At 71.2% G+C, this 14,882-nt stretch carries 17 protein-coding genes and 1 tRNA gene; 4 read left to right on the top strand and 14 right to left on the bottom strand.

Features of this window, described 5'->3' with window-relative positions:
- Window position 1 precedes the first annotated feature (1 nt).
- Window positions 2-760, top strand: coding sequence for an MBL fold metallo-hydrolase (locus ACP6CK_RS07980; RefSeq protein ID WP_426959891.1), 759 nt, complete (start codon window positions 2-4; stop codon window positions 758-760).
- On the opposite strand, the gene ACP6CK_RS07975 is transcribed toward ACP6CK_RS07980, so the two are convergent.
- From ACP6CK_RS07975 to ACP6CK_RS07965, 3 genes are read right to left on the bottom strand one after another with little or no spacing between them, the layout of a single operon-like run.
- Entirely contained in the window at window positions 753-1,577 is an 825-nt protein-coding gene (locus tag ACP6CK_RS07975; RefSeq protein WP_426958347.1) for an NAD-dependent epimerase/dehydratase family protein, read from the bottom strand. The genes ACP6CK_RS07980 and ACP6CK_RS07975 overlap by 8 nt on opposite strands.
- Window positions 1,574-2,551 carry a Bug family tripartite tricarboxylate transporter substrate binding protein gene (locus tag ACP6CK_RS07970; protein WP_426958346.1) on the bottom strand — a complete coding sequence of 326 codons (978 nt, stop codon included), beginning with the start codon at window positions 2,549-2,551 and terminating at the stop codon, window positions 1,574-1,576. Before ACP6CK_RS07970 ends, ACP6CK_RS07975 begins: the two co-directional genes overlap by 4 nt.
- Window positions 2,552-2,569: 18 nt before the next feature.
- Window positions 2,570-3,601, bottom strand: a complete 1,032-nt coding sequence (locus tag ACP6CK_RS07965; protein WP_426958345.1) for an Ldh family oxidoreductase — start codon at window positions 3,599-3,601, stop codon at window positions 2,570-2,572.
- A 140-nt stretch (window positions 3,602-3,741) separates the two neighbouring features.
- Here ACP6CK_RS07965 and ACP6CK_RS07960 point away from each other — a divergent pair, with 140 nt between their 5' ends.
- Window positions 3,742-4,329, top strand: coding sequence for a carboxymuconolactone decarboxylase family protein (locus ACP6CK_RS07960; RefSeq protein WP_426958344.1), 588 nt, complete (start codon window positions 3,742-3,744; stop codon window positions 4,327-4,329).
- Window positions 4,330-4,346: 17 nt separating this feature from the next.
- On the opposite strand, the gene ACP6CK_RS07955 is transcribed toward ACP6CK_RS07960, so the two are convergent.
- From ACP6CK_RS07955 to uvrB, 3 genes are all read right to left on the bottom strand, one after another.
- Window positions 4,347-4,769, bottom strand: a complete 423-nt coding sequence (locus ACP6CK_RS07955; RefSeq protein WP_426958343.1) for a hypothetical protein — start codon at window positions 4,767-4,769, stop codon at window positions 4,347-4,349.
- 170 nt (window positions 4,770-4,939) lie between these two features.
- A complete protein-coding gene (locus ACP6CK_RS07950; protein ID WP_426958342.1) occupies window positions 4,940-5,911 on the bottom strand; it encodes a Bug family tripartite tricarboxylate transporter substrate binding protein in 972 nt (323 codons plus the stop codon).
- A 183-nt stretch (window positions 5,912-6,094) separates the two neighbouring features.
- Window positions 6,095-8,290, bottom strand: coding sequence for an excinuclease ABC subunit UvrB (gene uvrB / locus ACP6CK_RS07945; protein ID WP_426958341.1), 2,196 nt, complete (start codon window positions 8,288-8,290; stop codon window positions 6,095-6,097).
- A 160-nt stretch (window positions 8,291-8,450) separates the two neighbouring features.
- Between uvrB and ACP6CK_RS07940 the strand changes: the two genes are divergently transcribed.
- Window positions 8,451-8,693, top strand: coding sequence for a hypothetical protein (locus ACP6CK_RS07940; RefSeq protein WP_426958340.1), 243 nt, complete (start codon window positions 8,451-8,453; stop codon window positions 8,691-8,693).
- Window positions 8,684-8,758 (top strand) — tRNA-Thr (locus ACP6CK_RS07935). Before ACP6CK_RS07940 ends, ACP6CK_RS07935 begins: the two co-directional genes overlap by 10 nt.
- Before the next feature lie 54 nt (window positions 8,759-8,812).
- Here ACP6CK_RS07935 and ACP6CK_RS07930 read toward each other — a convergent pair.
- The 8 genes from ACP6CK_RS07930 to ACP6CK_RS07895 form a co-directional block, all read right to left on the bottom strand.
- Window positions 8,813-9,154 (bottom strand): hypothetical protein, encoded by a 342-nt coding sequence (locus ACP6CK_RS07930; protein ID WP_426958339.1) that lies wholly within the window; start codon window positions 9,152-9,154, stop codon window positions 8,813-8,815.
- 156 nt (window positions 9,155-9,310) lie between these two features.
- Window positions 9,311-9,985 carry an HK97 family phage prohead protease gene (locus ACP6CK_RS07925; protein WP_426958338.1) on the bottom strand — a complete coding sequence of 225 codons (675 nt, stop codon included), beginning with the start codon at window positions 9,983-9,985 and terminating at the stop codon, window positions 9,311-9,313.
- Window positions 9,985-10,587, bottom strand: a complete 603-nt coding sequence (locus ACP6CK_RS07920; protein ID WP_426958337.1) for a hypothetical protein — start codon at window positions 10,585-10,587, stop codon at window positions 9,985-9,987. The genes ACP6CK_RS07925 and ACP6CK_RS07920 overlap by 1 nt, the downstream gene beginning before the upstream one ends.
- Before the next feature lie 2 nt (window positions 10,588-10,589).
- Entirely contained in the window at window positions 10,590-10,814 is a 225-nt protein-coding gene (locus tag ACP6CK_RS07915; RefSeq protein WP_426958336.1) for a hypothetical protein, read from the bottom strand.
- A gap of 232 nt (window positions 10,815-11,046) precedes the next feature.
- Complete coding sequence (locus tag ACP6CK_RS07910) at window positions 11,047-13,728, bottom strand: DUF927 domain-containing protein (protein WP_426958335.1); 2,682 nt, start codon at window positions 13,726-13,728, stop codon at window positions 11,047-11,049.
- A complete protein-coding gene (locus tag ACP6CK_RS07905; protein ID WP_426958334.1) occupies window positions 13,719-14,252 on the bottom strand; it encodes a hypothetical protein in 534 nt (177 codons plus the stop codon). Before ACP6CK_RS07905 ends, ACP6CK_RS07910 begins: the two co-directional genes overlap by 10 nt.
- The gene (locus tag ACP6CK_RS07900) at window positions 14,252-14,461 is read right to left on the bottom strand and encodes a hypothetical protein (RefSeq protein ID WP_426958333.1); all 210 of its coding nucleotides are present in this window, start codon (window positions 14,459-14,461) and stop codon (window positions 14,252-14,254) included. Before ACP6CK_RS07900 ends, ACP6CK_RS07905 begins: the two co-directional genes overlap by 1 nt.
- A gap of 152 nt (window positions 14,462-14,613) precedes the next feature.
- The gene (locus ACP6CK_RS07895; RefSeq protein ID WP_426958332.1) at window positions 14,614-14,835 is read right to left on the bottom strand and encodes a helix-turn-helix transcriptional regulator; all 222 of its coding nucleotides are present in this window, start codon (window positions 14,833-14,835) and stop codon (window positions 14,614-14,616) included.
- Between the last annotated feature and the right edge of the window lie 47 nt (window positions 14,836-14,882).

Genomic DNA, 14,882 nt, shown 5'->3' with positions numbered 1-14,882 from the left:
CATGTGGAACGTCCAGGTCCTGATCCAGGGCTATCCCGGCAAATCGAGGCAGCAGGGCGGGCTGGGCTGGAGCACGGTCGCCCTGGCGCGCGGGCCGGAGAACCGGCTGGTCCTCCTGGACACCAGCCGCCTCGGCGCGCGGCGCCTGCTGCTGGACAAGTTCAAGGCCCTCGGGATCACGCCGGACGACATCACGGACGTCCTCATCACCCATCTGCACTACGACCACTCGGAAAACTGGCCGATGTTCACGCAGGCCACGGTCCACGCGCCCGCCGCGGAGATGGACTACGCGCTGGCACAGCCGATCGGCGCGCCACTCTGGCCGGAATACGCGCTGCGCGCCCTCGCCGAGAGCCCGCGCTTCCACCGGCTGGTCGAAGGCCCCACCGGCCTGCCCGGCATCTCCTGCTTCGAGGCGCCGGGCCATTCCCCGCACCATCTCGCCTTCGTGCTGGAGGGAGAGCCGCGGGTCATCTTCTCGGCCGACATCGCGAAGAACCGGGCGGAGCTCGCGACCGGCAAGGCTGACATGACGATGGACGCCGCGGTCCACGCCCGCTCCATCGCCCGGCTGAACGCGGCGTGGCGGGAGCGGCCGGGGACGCTGCTGCTGCCCGGCCATGACCAGCCGCTGGTGCTGGATGGCTCGGGTCAGCCGGTCGCGCAGGGAAAGCGGGAGACCACGGTCGAGGCGTGGTTCGGGGCCAGCCTCGACGACCGCTCGGTGTTCGATGTGACGGAGAGCGGCGTCAGGTGATCCGGGACGGGTCGCCGCTGAAGCCCAGCGCGCAGACCATGCCGCCATGGAATATGGCGGCGATCTCCTCCGGCGCCGGGCGCTTGCTCTCCAGCTCGGCGGCGTAGGCCTCGCCATTGTCCTCCGGCGCGAAGCCGACATGGGCGCGCGCCGCCGTGTCACCGCCCCACAGCGCCCGCGTGTTCGCCGAGACACCATAGAGCACGAGGAAGTGGAAGGGCGGCGCGTCCACGCAGCGGCGCGCGAGCTGCGCCATGTCGCGGTGGCTGATCCAGCCACCGAGCTCCCGCGCATTGCCGGGGCGGGCGCGGAAGGCACCGATGCGCAGGCAGGCCACCTCCATCCCGTGCTTGTCGGCGTAGAGGCGGCCCATCGCCTCCCCGAAGACCTTGGACAGGCCGTAATGCCCGTCCGGCCGCATCGGCTCCTCCGTGCCCACCGGCCGGTCCGCGCGGTAGAAGCCGATGACGTGGTTGCTGCTGGCGAAGATGAACCGGCGCACGCCCGCGCGCCGCGCCGCCTCGAACACGGCATGGGTGCCCAGCACGTTCACCTGCATGATCCGGTCGGAGGAGCCGTCCGTCTCCCGCGGGATGCCGGCGAGGTGGATGACGCAGTCCACGCCCTCCATAGCCGCGTCGGCGGCGCCGGGCGCGGTCAGGTCGCCCGTCACCACCTCCTCGTCTGCGGCGGCATTCGGCACCGGGCGGATGTCGTGCCAGCGAAGATGCGCTGCCGCGCCGCGCAGGGCGGGGCGAAGGACGGTGCCGATCTCGCCCGCCGCGCCGGTCAGCAGCAGCCGGTTCCAGCCGCTCATCCCTCCACCGTGACCCGCGCGTCGGCGACGATCTTGCTGAGCTTCTCGGCCTCCGCCACGACGAAAGCGCGAGCCTCGGCGGGCGTCTGGGATTGCACCAGCAATCCCTGGGTATCGAAACGCGGGCGCAGCTCCGGCCCGTGCACGGCGGCCTCCACGATCCGGTTCAGCCGCTCCACGAGCGCGGGCGGCATGTTGGCGGGACCGAACAGGCCGAACCAGTTCACCAGCTCGTAGTCGCGCATCGGGCCGAATTCGGACACCGACGCCACGTTCGGAAGCTGCGGCATGCGCTCCTTCGAGGTCACACCGAGCGCGCGGATGCGGCCTTCCTGGATGAGCGACAATCCGGCGGCGAGGCTGTTGTAGCCGAACTGCACCTGCCCCGAGGCGATGTCCGTCACGGCCGGCCCGGAGCCGCGATAGGGCACGTGCACCGTGTCGGTTCCCGCCATGAAGTTGAACAGCTCTCCCGCCAAGTGCTGCGGGTTGCCGATGCCGGAGGAGGAATAGGAGAGCCGCCCCGGGTTCCGCTTCGCGTGCGCGATCAGCCCGGGAATGTCCGTGAAGGGCTGCGCCGGGTTGCCCATGACCACGCAGGGCACCTTCGCCGAGACATGGATCGGCACGAGGTCCCGCACGGGATCGTAGGTGATCCGGCCGCGGAAGAGCGCGCCGTTCGCCGCGCATTCCCCCGCGCCGCCGAGCAGCAGCGTGTAGCCGTCCGGCGCCGCCTTCGCGACCGCATCCGCCGCGATCATGCCGGAGGCGCCGGAGCGGTTCTCCACCACCACCGGCTGGCCGAGGGCCGCGCGGAGCGGCTCCGCCAGAAGCCGCGCTGTGAGGTCCTGACCACCGCCGGCGGGATAACCGACCAGGATGCGGATGGGGCGGTTGGGATAGCCGTCCTGCGCCCGCGCGACCGCGGGCATGGCGAGAAGGGGAAGGGCGCTCAGGCCACGACGCGTGATCATTCTTGTTTCCTCCGTTCTTCAGCCCTGGCCGGCCAGCGCCTCGACCTTGCGCAGGTCGTCCTCCGCCACGCGCACGCCATCACGCCGCTGCCGGTGCATCGCCGCCATCTCGCGCTCTCCGGGCAGGATCACGGGGGAGGCGGGGTCGGCGGCCGGCGTGTCGTGGATGATCGCGGCGAAATCGGCCATCCTCTCCCGCAGCCAGTCCGCGCTGCCGAGGCGTGACGTGTCGATCGCGATGAAGACGTGGCCGAGGTCCTGCGCCACACCGGGGTCCTTGTCCCAGGCCCGCACGCGCGTGAGGTAGGCGGCGCCCGAGAGCAGCCCAGCCAGCAGGTCCACCATGATGGCCAGCCCGTAGCCCTTGTGCCCGCCCACCGGCAGCAGGAAGCCCTTCAACGCCGCGGCCGCGTCGGTCGTGGGCCTGCCCTCGGCGTCCGTGGCCCAGCCCTCCGGCATCGGCTCCCCGCGCGCCGCGAACTGGCGGATTTTCGCGCGGGCCGCGACGCTCAGCGCCATGTCGAGGATCACCGGGTCGCCGCCCGGGTTCGGCACGCCGATGCCGAAGGGGTTGTTGCCGACCCGCGTGTCCTTCCCGCCCCAGGGCGCGATCGTCGTGGTGGCATTGGAGGCGACGATGGACGCGAAGCCCGCCTCTGCCGCGATCAGCGCGTAGGGCGCGATCGGGCCGAAATGGTTGCTGCCCCGCGCGAAGGCGGCGCCGATGCCGGCCGCGCGCGCGCCTTCCATCGCGGCCTCCAGCGCGCGCATCCCGACCAGCGGGCCGATGCCGTTGGCGCCGTCCACCGTCGCCAGACCCGGCGCCACGCGCGTGACCTCCACCTTGGCCGCCGCGTCGATGCCGCCCAGCCGCACACGGTCCAGGTACTGCGGCACGCGGCTGATCCCGTGCGTCCGCAGCCCGAAGAGATCCGCCAGCACCAGCACGCGCGCCGCATTCGCCGCGTCCGGCGGCGTCATCCCACCGGCCGTGAGCGCCGCCGTGGCGAGGGAAAGCAGCCGGTCCTCGGGAACAATCGCGTCGCTCATGCCGTCCTCGGACCTCTTCGTCTCCTGCCCGGGCCGGAGACTGCGCCGCGGACCTGCCGCGGTCCAGCGCGGGACGGTGCATGGCTGGTCGGCCGGGGAGGGGGCCGGTAGCCTTCCGCCCCACCCGAGAGGAACCCGGCATGGCCCATCCCCCGCGCCTTCGCGATATCCCGGAGTCGGAGATGACCGACGCCCAGCGGGAGGCCGTCCGCGAGGTGACCGCCGGCCAGCGGGGCCGCGTGCCGGCGCCGATGCGCGCCTGGCTCGCCAGCCCCGAGCTGGCCCGCCGTGCCCAGGCGCTGGGCGAGTTCCTCCGCTACCAGACGAGCCTCGGCACGCGCCGTTCGGAGATGGCGATCCTCGTGACGGCGCGGATCTGGAGCAGCCAGTACGAGTGGTTCGCCCATGCGCGCATCGCGCGCGAGGCTGGGCTGGAAGAGGAGATCATCGAGGCCATTCGCCACGGCCGACGCCCCAGCTTCACCGACAATGCCGACCGGGTGGTGCACGACGTCGCGCGCAAGGTTCACCTCGAGCGGCACCTGGACGACGCATCGCACGCGGAGGCGCGCGAGGTTCTCGGGGAGAAATCCCTGGCGGAACTGATCGGGCTGCTGGGTTACTACACCCTCGTCTCGATGACGCTGAATGTCTACGAGATCGGCGTGCCGGCGGGCACGCCGGACCCCCTGCCGCCCTTGCCGGCCGGGGGTCAGGCCGCCGCCTGAACCACCGGCCCGGCGCGCTACTCCATCTCGCGCGCCGCCTCTTCGACCTGCTCCTTCGAGACGATGCCGGGCGTGTGCATGTCGGGATCGCCGCCCTCGGCGTTCTCGACATGGCTCTTGATCGAGCGCAGCGCGTTGCCCGCGTTGGTCGGCGGGTCGTCCGGGCTCTGCTCCTCGGCGGGCGCTTCGGGCGGGTGGCCATCCTCGGTGAAGGTGAGGGACAGCTCGCTCGCGTGGCCCTGGCCTGTCACGTGCATCTCGCCGGCCGGGGCGGCGCTCCAGCGCACGGTCATGGCGCCGGCGTCGGCCGTCACGCCGACCTCGGGCAGCGCATCGGCCTCGTGCCGCAGATGGGCGAACCAGTGGCGGGCATTCGCGCCTTGCGCCAGCCAGTCGAAGAGTCTCTGGGGGCTGGCGTTGATGCCGATCTTCGCGTGCATGGGCGTCTCCGGCCGTCCTCCCCGGGCGCTGTGGCCCCGGGTCGGGGGGTTGCTGTGTGGCCCGGTCCCGCGGGCGGGCCGGCGCCGACCCGCCCGCGTTCGGGCTGCTGGAGCCTATCGCCCGGACAGGCGCCGGGGTTGCGGAACCTCGTTCTCCCGGCCGGTTCCGGTCAGCCTTCCAGCCGCACGTTCGCGATGCGCGCAACCTCCCGCCACTTGGCGATCTCGGCGCGGACGAAGCGGGTGCACTCGTCCGGCGTCTGTGGAGCAGGGGTGCCGCCCAGCTCCACCATGCGGGCTGCGATGGCCGGGTCCCGCAGGAGCGCGGTCACGTCCGCGTTGATCCGCTCCACCGCCAGCCGCGGGGTGGCTGCGGGAACGCAGAGGCCGGCCCAGCCGATCGCCTCGTAGCCCGGCAGGGTTTCGGCGATGGTCGGCACGTCGGGAAGCTGCGACGCGCGCGTGGCGGAGGTCACGGCGATGGCCCGCGCCCGCCCGGCCTGAATCTGCGGGAGGGCGGAGGGGATGCTGTCGAACATCATCGGGATGTTGCCGGCCAGCAGGTCCGCCATGGCCGGCCCGCTGCCGCGATAGGGCACGTGGGTCAGCCGGACCCCGCCGCGGCTGGCGAAGAGCTCCGCCGACATGTGCTGCGACGTGCCCGGCCCGCCGGAGCCGTAGTTGATGCCGCCCGGATCGCGGCGCGCCGCCTCCAGCAACTCCTGCGCCGTGCGCGGGGCAAAGGAGGGGTGGGCAATGATGACGAGCGGCACGGTGAAGACCGCGGTGATGTGCGCGAAGTCGCGGTCCGCATCATAGGGAAGGTTGGCGATGATCCCCGGGTTGATCCCGAAGGTGCCGGAGGTGGAGGCGGTAATGCTGTAGCCGTCCGGTGCGGCGCGGGCACCGGCCTCGGTGCCCACCACCCCGGCGCCGCCCGCGCGGTTCTCCACCACGGCGCGCTGGGGCCAGCGGCGGGAGAGTTCGTCGGCCAGCAGGCGCAGCATCGTGTCGGTCGCCTGGCCGGGCGGGAAGGGGATGATGATCCGCACGGGCCGGCTCGGCCACGATTCCTGGGCCTTCGCGGTCCCGGCCGCGCCGAGGGCCAGCCCGGCGGAGAGCAGGTCGCGGCGGTCAAGCATCGGTCGGTTCCCCCGGACGTCTGGTTCCGGCGGATTAGGCAAGAGCGCGGAGGGCAGCAAGGCCGCGGGGGGACATTCCCCCGGACCCCTCACCATTCTCTGCGCTTGGCGATGACGGCGACGTCAGGGGCGAACTGACAAAAGGAGGAGGGGGCTTGGGGGAGTTCACTCCCCCAACCCAGCCTACCGCCCCTTGCCCCGCCGCGGTGCGCCTCGGGAGGCGGCGCGGGTGGACCGCTTGTCCGGGTCGTAGCCGCCCCCACCGGGGCCCAGCGGCTTCGGCTTCCAGTCGGCCTTCGCGCGCGCCTCGTGCCCGGAGGGGGGAGGGGCGTCGAGGCCGAGTTCCAGCGCTTCCAGCCGCTTGATCTCGTCGCGGAGCCGCGCCGCCGTCTCGAACTCCAGGTCTGCGGCGGCGGCGCGCATCTTGCGCTCCAGCTCGGAGATGCTGGCGCGGAGGTTGTGGCCGATGAAGTGGGCGGAGGCATCGTCCTCCACCGCTTCCACCGTGACGTAGTCCTGCTCGTAGACGGATTGCAGCACGTCGGAGATCTCACGCGCGATGGTCTGCGGCGTGATCCCGTGCTCCTCGTTGTAGGCCTGCTGCTTCGCCCGGCGGCGGTCCGTCTCCTCCAGCGCGCGCCGGAGGCTGTCGGTCATCTTGTCGGCGTAGAGGATGACCCGGCCCTCGGCGTTGCGGGCGGCGCGGCCGATCGTCTGGATGAGGGAGGTGGTGGAGCGGAGGAAGCCTTCCTTGTCCGCGTCCAGGATGGCGACGAGGCGGCACTCCGGGATGTCCAGCCCCTCCCGCAGCAGGTTGATGCCGACCAGCACGTCGAAGACGCCCTTCCGCAGGTCCCGGATGATCTCGATCCGCTCCAGCGTGTCCACGTCGGAGTGGAGGTAGCGAACCTTGATGCCCGTCTCCGTCATGTACTCCGTCAGATCCTCGGCCATGCGCTTCGTCAGCGTGGTGACGAGGACGCGGCCGCCGCGGTTCGTGACGTCCCGGCACTCCGCCAGCAGATCATCCACCTGGCCCTCCACGGGCCGGATCTCGCAGGCCGGGTCGATCAGGCCGGTGGGGCGGATCACCTGCTCGGCGAAGGTGCCGCCGGTGCGCTCCATCTCCCACGGGCCGGGCGTGGCGGAGACGAACAGCGTCTCCGGGCGGAAGGCCTCCCACTCCTCGAACTTGAGCGGGCGGTTGTCGACGCAGGAGGGCAGGCGGAAGCCGAAGTCGGACAGGACGGACTTCCGCGCAAAATCGCCGCGCTGCATGCCGCCGATCTGCGGCACGGTGACGTGGCTCTCGTCCACGACCAGCAGCGCGCCCTCCGGCAGGTACTCGAACAGGGTCGGCGGGGGTTCGCCAGGGCCGCGGCCGGAAAGGTAGCGGGAGTAGTTCTCGATGCCTTTGCAGGCGCCGGTCGTCTCCATCATCTCGATGTCGAAGGTGGTGCGCTGTTCCAGCCGCTGCGCCTCCAGCAGCTTGCCCTCGGCGTGCAGCTGCGCCAGTCGCTCCTTGAGCTCCACCTTGATGTCGCGGATCGCCTGGATCAGCGTCGGCCGCGGCGTGACGTAGTGCGAGTTCGCGTAGATCGCGACCCGCTCCATCTCGCCCGCCACCTCGCCCGTCAGCGGATCGAACTCCCGCAGCCCGTCCACCTCGTCCCCGAAGAGGCTCACGCGCCAGGCGCGGTCCTCCAGGTGGCTCGGCCACACGTCGATCGTCTCCCCGCGCACGCGGAAGGTGCCACGCTGGAACGCGGTGTCGTTGCGGCGATACTGCATCTCCACGAGCGCCTTGAGCAGCCGGTCGCGCTCGATCTGGCCGCCGGCCTCCAGCTTGACGGTCATGTTGCCGTAGGTCTCGACCGAGCCGATGCCGTAGATGCACGAGACCGATGCGACGATCACCACGTCCCGCCGCTCCAGCAGCGCCTGGGTGGCGGAGTGGCGCATGCGGTCGATCTGCTCGTTGATCTGTGCGTCCTTCTCGATATAGGTGTCGGTGCGCGGGACGTAGGCTTCCGGCTGGTAGTAGTCGTAGTAGGACACGAAGTACTCGACCGCGTTTTCCGGGAAGAAGGACTTCATCTCCCCGTAGAGCTGCGCGGCCAGAGTCTTGTTCGGGGCCAGGATAAGAGTCGGGCGCTGCACCGCCTCGATCACCTTCGCCATGGTGAAGGTCTTTCCGGAGCCGGTGACGCCCAGCAGCACCTGGTCCTTCTCGTGCCGCCTCAGGCCCGCCACCAGCTCGGCGATGGCGGTCGGCTGGTCGCCGGCGGGTTCATAGGGGGAGACGACCTTCAGCGGCTTGCCGCCGGCGGGAGGGGGGCGGCGAATGGGCTGGAAGAGAACGGGCGGCAGGGTGTCCATGACCCCTGGAACATAGGGTGGCTCCCGGCGGGTTGCACGCGCCGGGACGAGGATGAGCGTGACGGAACGATCCGATTCATGAGACAATGCGCGATCGCGACGGATCCGTGCCGCCTTCCGGAGGGCGGATCGCCGCCGGGGACCGGGAAGGAGCATCCACGTGCTCGGACTGCTGGGCATCGCCGGCCTCGGCGCTGCCATCCTCTCGCCCATCCTGATGGCTTGGCTCGCCCGACGGGCCCTGCCGCCGGCGCCTCCCCGTGCGCTGCCCCGGCGCCAGCGTCGTGGGCGGCGCGCCCGTCTTTCCCAGCGGCCGCTCGCCCGCTACCCTGCGGCAAGCGCCGGTCCCGCGCAGGGTGCCACCATCCTGACCTTCCGCGGAATGCCGCGCCGGCCGGGTTAGCACAGCGGTAGTGCAGCGGTTTTGTAAACCGAAGGTCGGGGGTTCGATCCCCTCACCCGGCACCACTTTCCGGGCATTTCATCGAACCAGACCCGATCTGCGGACCCTTTGCGGACCCTTCAGTCCGAAAGGTGGTCCGGGCGGTGCCGGGGGATGCCGAACAGCTCACAAGCGGCCGAGACCACCTTTTCGTGATGCCCGTCAGGATCCTCGCCCATCGGTGCGCCGGTGACGAAGGAGATCGCCAGCCCGGCACCGGTGCCAGCACCCATCCGAAGACCCTGGTCGAAGGCTTCGGATGCCGGTGTCTCTGCCCGGCCGGTCTGACGCTGGCCTAGTGCTGCCACCCCAGCCCGGATGACCGCGTGAAGGTCCACGCTGCCATCCTCCAGCTTGGGGAGGCGGCCGTCAGCCTTCCGGCCGGCGACTACCCGTTCAGAGACGCCGAGAACGCCCGCCATAGCGCCTGCAGTGGCGGCCGGCGGGATCGCCCGCAGGGGTGATGATGATACCATTGGTTGCTCCTGCCCTAGCCAACTCGCGCGCTTCCGCTGCCCGCATACCGTCCGGGACGGGGAAGGACCCGAAGGCCCCCGGGGTACCCCCCCCCCGCCGGGTCACCCGCCCGCCTCCACTGCCTCTCGGATCGCCTCGGCCGTCCGGGCCGGGTCGGTGCCGAGGGCGGCGGCGAGGTGCGGGGCGAGGGTGGTCGCCTTCTTCAAGATCTCCTGATCCAGATGGGTCTTCCAGGTCAGGCGGATCTGGTCGCGCCGCTGTTCCGCGGCCGTCCGGCGTACGTCGTCCACCACTGAGACCGGAGCATCGGCGAAGATCCGGGCGCCCCAGTTGGCAGGGACAGCACACAGCGTCACCTCGAAAGGACGCCACACGCCGATGGTTTGGATGCTGTGCGTGTCCGTGTGCCGTACCGTGATGGCTTCCTCCTTGTAGTTGAAGCCCATCGAGGCGCAGGTCAGGATGCCGTCGCGCACGAGAGACCACGCCTCGGATGCGAACGGGGTCGAGGCAAAGCGGACGAGGGCGAAGGCTTGGCCCTCGTCGATCCACGCCGTCTCCACCACCCCGAGGATGCTGCCGATGTCCTTTCGGTGATCGGCCAGCAGGGGAGCTCGGCCCGAGCACAGCAGCGACAGATCACAGCCCGCAAAGTCCATCTCAGTCAGCGTGCTCGTGCTGGCATTGTCGAATGCGACTGACGTGGTGAACATCACCACGACCCGACGTGTCTCGGGCTCGTGGGACAGGACATTGCCTTCGATGAAGGTGGTCATCAGTGACGATCCTCCGGCCAAATGGAGGTGTCGCGATCCACTGATACAAGGCGGACACCCATCGCCACGGCGATCACGGAAGACGGGGAGTGAGGGCTGACCCGTTCGGACGGCGACTTCGGGAGACCCACACCAGCCGCGGCGAAGGCCGCAGGCTCGTCCACCGTCAGCATGTGCAGCTGGTGGATCAGGTTGAGTGCGATCCGCTCCTGCCGCAGCGCGTCCCGGATCTCGGTGGCAAGCGCGCCGTATTTGGTCCGCCACCAGGTCGCGAACTCCTCCGAAGCCTGCTCTGCCCGCTGGTGCAGGGCGACGATCTCCGCTGCCCTCTCCCGCAGAACTGCCTCGGCCAGCGGCGCACGAAGCGCCTCAGCCATCACGGTGCAGCGTTCGGCCTCCGCTCGCGCCTCTGCCAGCTCACGCTCGCCGGTCTCGACGGCCTTTATATCGCCGGTCAGCAGCAGGTTGCCCCGCTCCGCCTCCAGCTCTGCGGCGCGGGCCAGGGCCGACGCCTTGCCTGCCTCCGCCTGGGCAATGGCGGAGTGGATGTCCGCCGCGGTTTGTCCCTTCGGCCTCATGCCGAGCAGCTTCTTGAGATCCATGGTCACTCTCCTTCGGTGGTGTTGCGCTGGTGAGCGCGGAAGCCGCAGCCGAGCCCGTCGCGTAGGGGATCGGGGTTGCCGGGGCGGTAGGCGTCGGGATCAGCCGGGGCCGCGTAGAAGGCGGCCATGGCCTCGGCCTCCCCGGCGTCGTGATCCACTGGCAGAGGCTCGGGGGTGGCCGCGCCGGGCAGCCGGTAGCCCTGAGCGAGGGTGCGAAGCCGGCTCACCGGACCCGGACCTTCTCTATTTCGGTCGGACCGGGTCGGACCGGTCGGACCACCTCGCGAAAGAGCCCGTAAACAGGCGCTTTCTGAGACATCGAGCCCGGTCCGACCTGGGAGGAAACAGGTCGGACCGGTCGGACCACCTCGCGAAAGAGCCCGTAAACAGGCGCTTTCTGAGACATCGAGCCCGGTCCGACCTGGGAGGAAACAGGTCGGACCGGTCGGACCACCTCCGTCACGCCTCACCCCCTGCCAGGAGGCCCGGCTTGACGACGAACAGGCGGGGACGACCTTCGCCAGGGATGCGGACCAGGGACGCGAGGTTCTTGCCCTCGCCGCGCTGGAGGTGCCCGGCAGCGTCGAGTTCCCGCGCCACCTGCTGCCCGTCGAGCCCGCGGCACACCTCATCGCGCCAGGTCTCGGGGATGATCAGGTATTCCCAGCCCTCGGGCGTCCGGCGCCGCCAGCCGGCGCGGTTCACCACGGGCCGGCCGTTCTCCTCCTCGATCTCGCTCCCCTGATCCGTGGACAGGAGGAGGGTGGAGAAACGGCTGGAACCGTGCGCGCCGATGAAGGCCCGAACCGCCGAGAGGGCAGTCCGGGCCTCCCCCGCACCGTGGCCGCCCCGGCAGGCAAGCCACGCTGAGAAGCAAGCGACGGCGGCACGCTCGGCCTCGCCAGCGGGCCAGGGCAGGATCCCCAGCTCCGTGGCGAGCTCGCCGGCCGCGACGATCAGCCCGAACCGCTGGGCCACGCGCTTCACCTGCCCGTCGGCATCGGGCGGGACGCGCGCGCCGCGGGTAAAGGCGGCGATGGTGTCCTGCAGGCCGCGCAGCAGCTCGGCAGGCTTGTCCGCCCGCATCCGCGCCAGGCGCTCCACGAAGGCGCGCGCGGCATGCCCGTGGTGGGCGAGGGCGGCCGCCTTCACGGCGTTGCTGAGCGCCTCGCCGTCGCGCTGACCGTGCAGCACCTGCCACACGCCGCGGCCCGCGCCGGCGTCGGCTGGGATGGTGACGCAGCGCACGTCCTGCCCGGCGCGGCTGCGTTGGCCGGTCTCGGCGATCTTGTCGGCCGGAGACACCTCGCCCGTGGAGAGGAACAGGGTGCGCCAGGTGCGCGGGGCCCGGAGTGCGCCGGTGCGATCGGCGCGGCCGCGGCCCGCCCCGCCGGCCAGCGTGTACATCGTCGTGCCGACGTCCTTCCCGTCCGCCAGGCCGATCTCGTCCAGGGCGAGGAGGGCATCGCTGCACTCGACGGCGGCGCCCTCCAGGGCGTTCGCGGTGCTGCGCCAGGACCGGACCTGCTGGCCCATGCGGGGACTGCCCCACACGCTGGCGGCACCCTCCAGGCAGGTGCTCTTGCCCGTGCTGCTGCCGCCGAGGAGGTGGACGCCGCCACCCTCCACGCCGGTGATCTCCAGCAGCGGCGGCGCGAACGCGGCGGCGAGGTAGAGGCCGAGGCGGTGATTACCGACGGCCAGCGCCGCGACGTGCTGCTGCCAGCCCTTCAGCGTGCCGGATGCCGCGACCCGGGCCTCTGCGCCGGATCCGGCACCCGTCAGCAGCACGCCCTCGGCGCCCTCGCCGAAGGCGGTGCCGTCGGCCATGACGTAGACCATCTGCCCGCCGGCCTTGTGCCAGCCGGTGCGGTCGGCGCGGGCAATGCGGACGGAGGTGCGGACGCCGGCCAGGGCGTCTGCCAGACGCGTGCGGAAGGTCTGTCCGGTGCGAATGCGGAGACCGCGGTCCTCGAGTTCGGCGGCCAGCGCACCGCCCTCAGCGTGCAGCAGCCGCCGCGGCAGCGCATACCGCTGTTCCCGCCCGTCCGCGTCGCGGAAGGCCAGCAGCAGGGCTCGCCCGTGGCCGGCGGCGTCGCGCGCCTCCCCCAGCACCCGGAAGGAAGCGCAGAGGCGCATGGGCGTGCCTGCCACCTCCTCGCCCGTCTGCGGATTGCGCTTCGGCTCGGGCGTGTAGATCAGCCCGTCGTCGCGCATGGTGTAGCCGTAGGGCCAGGTCGCGCCGTCGGCGTCGGGCTCACGCTCCTGCGGCTTGCCGGCGCGCTCCCACGCTCGGTCGAGCTCCCGGCCACCCTGGGCAGATCCCTTCTCCGCCAGCCAGGCGGCGGTGTCCGGGTTCTTCTCCAGTGCGGCGATGAAGTCGGCCTTGCTGCCGCCGGCGCGCTGCACGTCCGCGGCAATCTTGAAGGCGGCGGCACTTCGGCTGCCATCACCGCCGCTCGCCTTCATGCCCAGGGCCGCATGGATCTTGCCGGCCGGCTTGTTCGCCGCCATCGCCGGCCCGGCCTCGTTAATCAGCCAGAGCAGATCCGAGAGCGTCAGCTGACGCAGCTCGGCCGGCGCGTCGGGATGGCGTTGGTCGGTGACGGCGAAGAAACGGCCGGAGATGTAGAGCTCGATCCCGGGCGGGTGGTCACCGCCGGTGCGGCACCACTTCCGGCCGGTCTCCGTGCCCATGGCCTTGCGGATCGCCGTCGCGTCCGCCGGGTCATAGAGGAAGAACAGCTTCACGCCGGTGCCGGACGGCGACACCTCAGCATAGGTGCCGAAGCGCTGCATTACCGACCGCGCCCAGGCAGCGAGGTCTCCGGTCTGCGGATCACGGCAGGTGTCGAGGTCGATGCCGCCGGCGGCGAGCCCGCCGTGATCCCCGAGCTCGAGCCCGATGCCGCCATCCCCAAACGGGCGGGGCAGCTTCGCGGCGCACGCCTCGGCCGCGGCGCGGGTGCCCCAGGTCGAGGGCTTGTCGGCCATGGCCTTTCCGCCGGTGGCGGGGTTGTAGGGCAGCTTCGTCGGCTTGCCCTTCGGCCCACGGCTCTCGGTCTGCCAGCCGACCCAGCGCGGAAGGGTGGCGAGGGAGGCGATGGTGACGAGGGAGGTGGTGCCAGCGTCTAGCGGCATGTGCCCTCCTGCACGGGGTGGACGCCGCCCTTCGGCCGCGCGCTGATCACCAGGGACGGCATGCGCCGACCTGTCTCCTCCCGCCGCCGCATCTCGTCCCTGACCAGCTTGGTCCAGGCGTCCTCCTGCGCCGTCGCGGTCTCGACCAGCAGGACCCGGCGCATCAGCCGCGCCGTATCCACGACCATGCGGTAGTGCGCCGCCTGCCCGCCTGTCGCGTGCACCAGTGTGGAGGCTGCCCAACGGATCAGCCTTGGCACCTGCGGGAAGTCGGTTGGCGGAGACGCGGCCTCCTGCGCGCCAGGATCTCCGCCCAGCGCAACGACGGTTGGGGGCTGGGCATGATCCAGGAACCGCATCGGGACACGCCCGCCGGGCATGACGATCAGCAGGCGGATCTCGCCGGCGAGCGCGGCGGCGTAGAGCGGGACGGCGAAGGCGCCTGGGCCACCGCGGAGGCGCGCAATCACCTCTGAGATCACCCTGGGCGAGGTGATCGCGGCGAACTTGGGAACGGAGGGCATCAGCGCCGGCCCTCCATCACGCGCCCGGCCAGCACGTGCCGGCTGCGGTCGGAGGAGTGCTGCACCATGGCGTCGATCGGCAGCACGCGCCTGCCGCAGAGGCGGGCAGGGGCGTGGTCGGCCGGCCAGTCGGTCTCGATCCATCGGCGCGAGAAGTGCCGGTTTTCTGCAGGGTCGCTCATCGCGGCGAAGTCGGCGGCGTTCTTCATCGGGTCTCTCCTGTGAGGAGCCCCGGCGGAAAGGTCTGGCGAAGCGGCGGAGGGCGCGCTATGTGCGGGTGGTCAGGTAGTGCCCGCGTAGTCCAGTAGCGTCGTAGTTCCGCAGCCCGTCATGGCCTCCCCGCCGTGGCGGGTTTGCTGTTTCAGGCTGCGGCTTGTGCCAACTCAGCGGCGCGGTGGGGGAACGTCCGGGCAGCGGCCCAGCGCTCGATCTCGGCGGCGTCGTACCCGACCCGCCGCATGCCGATGCGGCAGAAGTTCGGCCCCCCGCCCTCCACCCGCCAGCGCTGAAGTGTGCGCTGGGAGACGTTCAGGAAGCGGGCTGCCGCCGCTTCATCGAGATACCGCTTTGCCTCTCCGGCCATCGGTGCGCCTCTTCCATCCGCAGCCCGCCATGGGCTGACAGAGGCGG

The sequence above is a fragment of the Muricoccus radiodurans genome (genome assembly GCF_050154705.1).
In the GTDB taxonomy this organism is placed as follows: domain Bacteria; phylum Pseudomonadota; class Alphaproteobacteria; order Acetobacterales; family Acetobacteraceae; genus Roseomonas; species Roseomonas radiodurans.
This window is presented reverse-complemented; position numbering and strand designations above follow the sequence as displayed.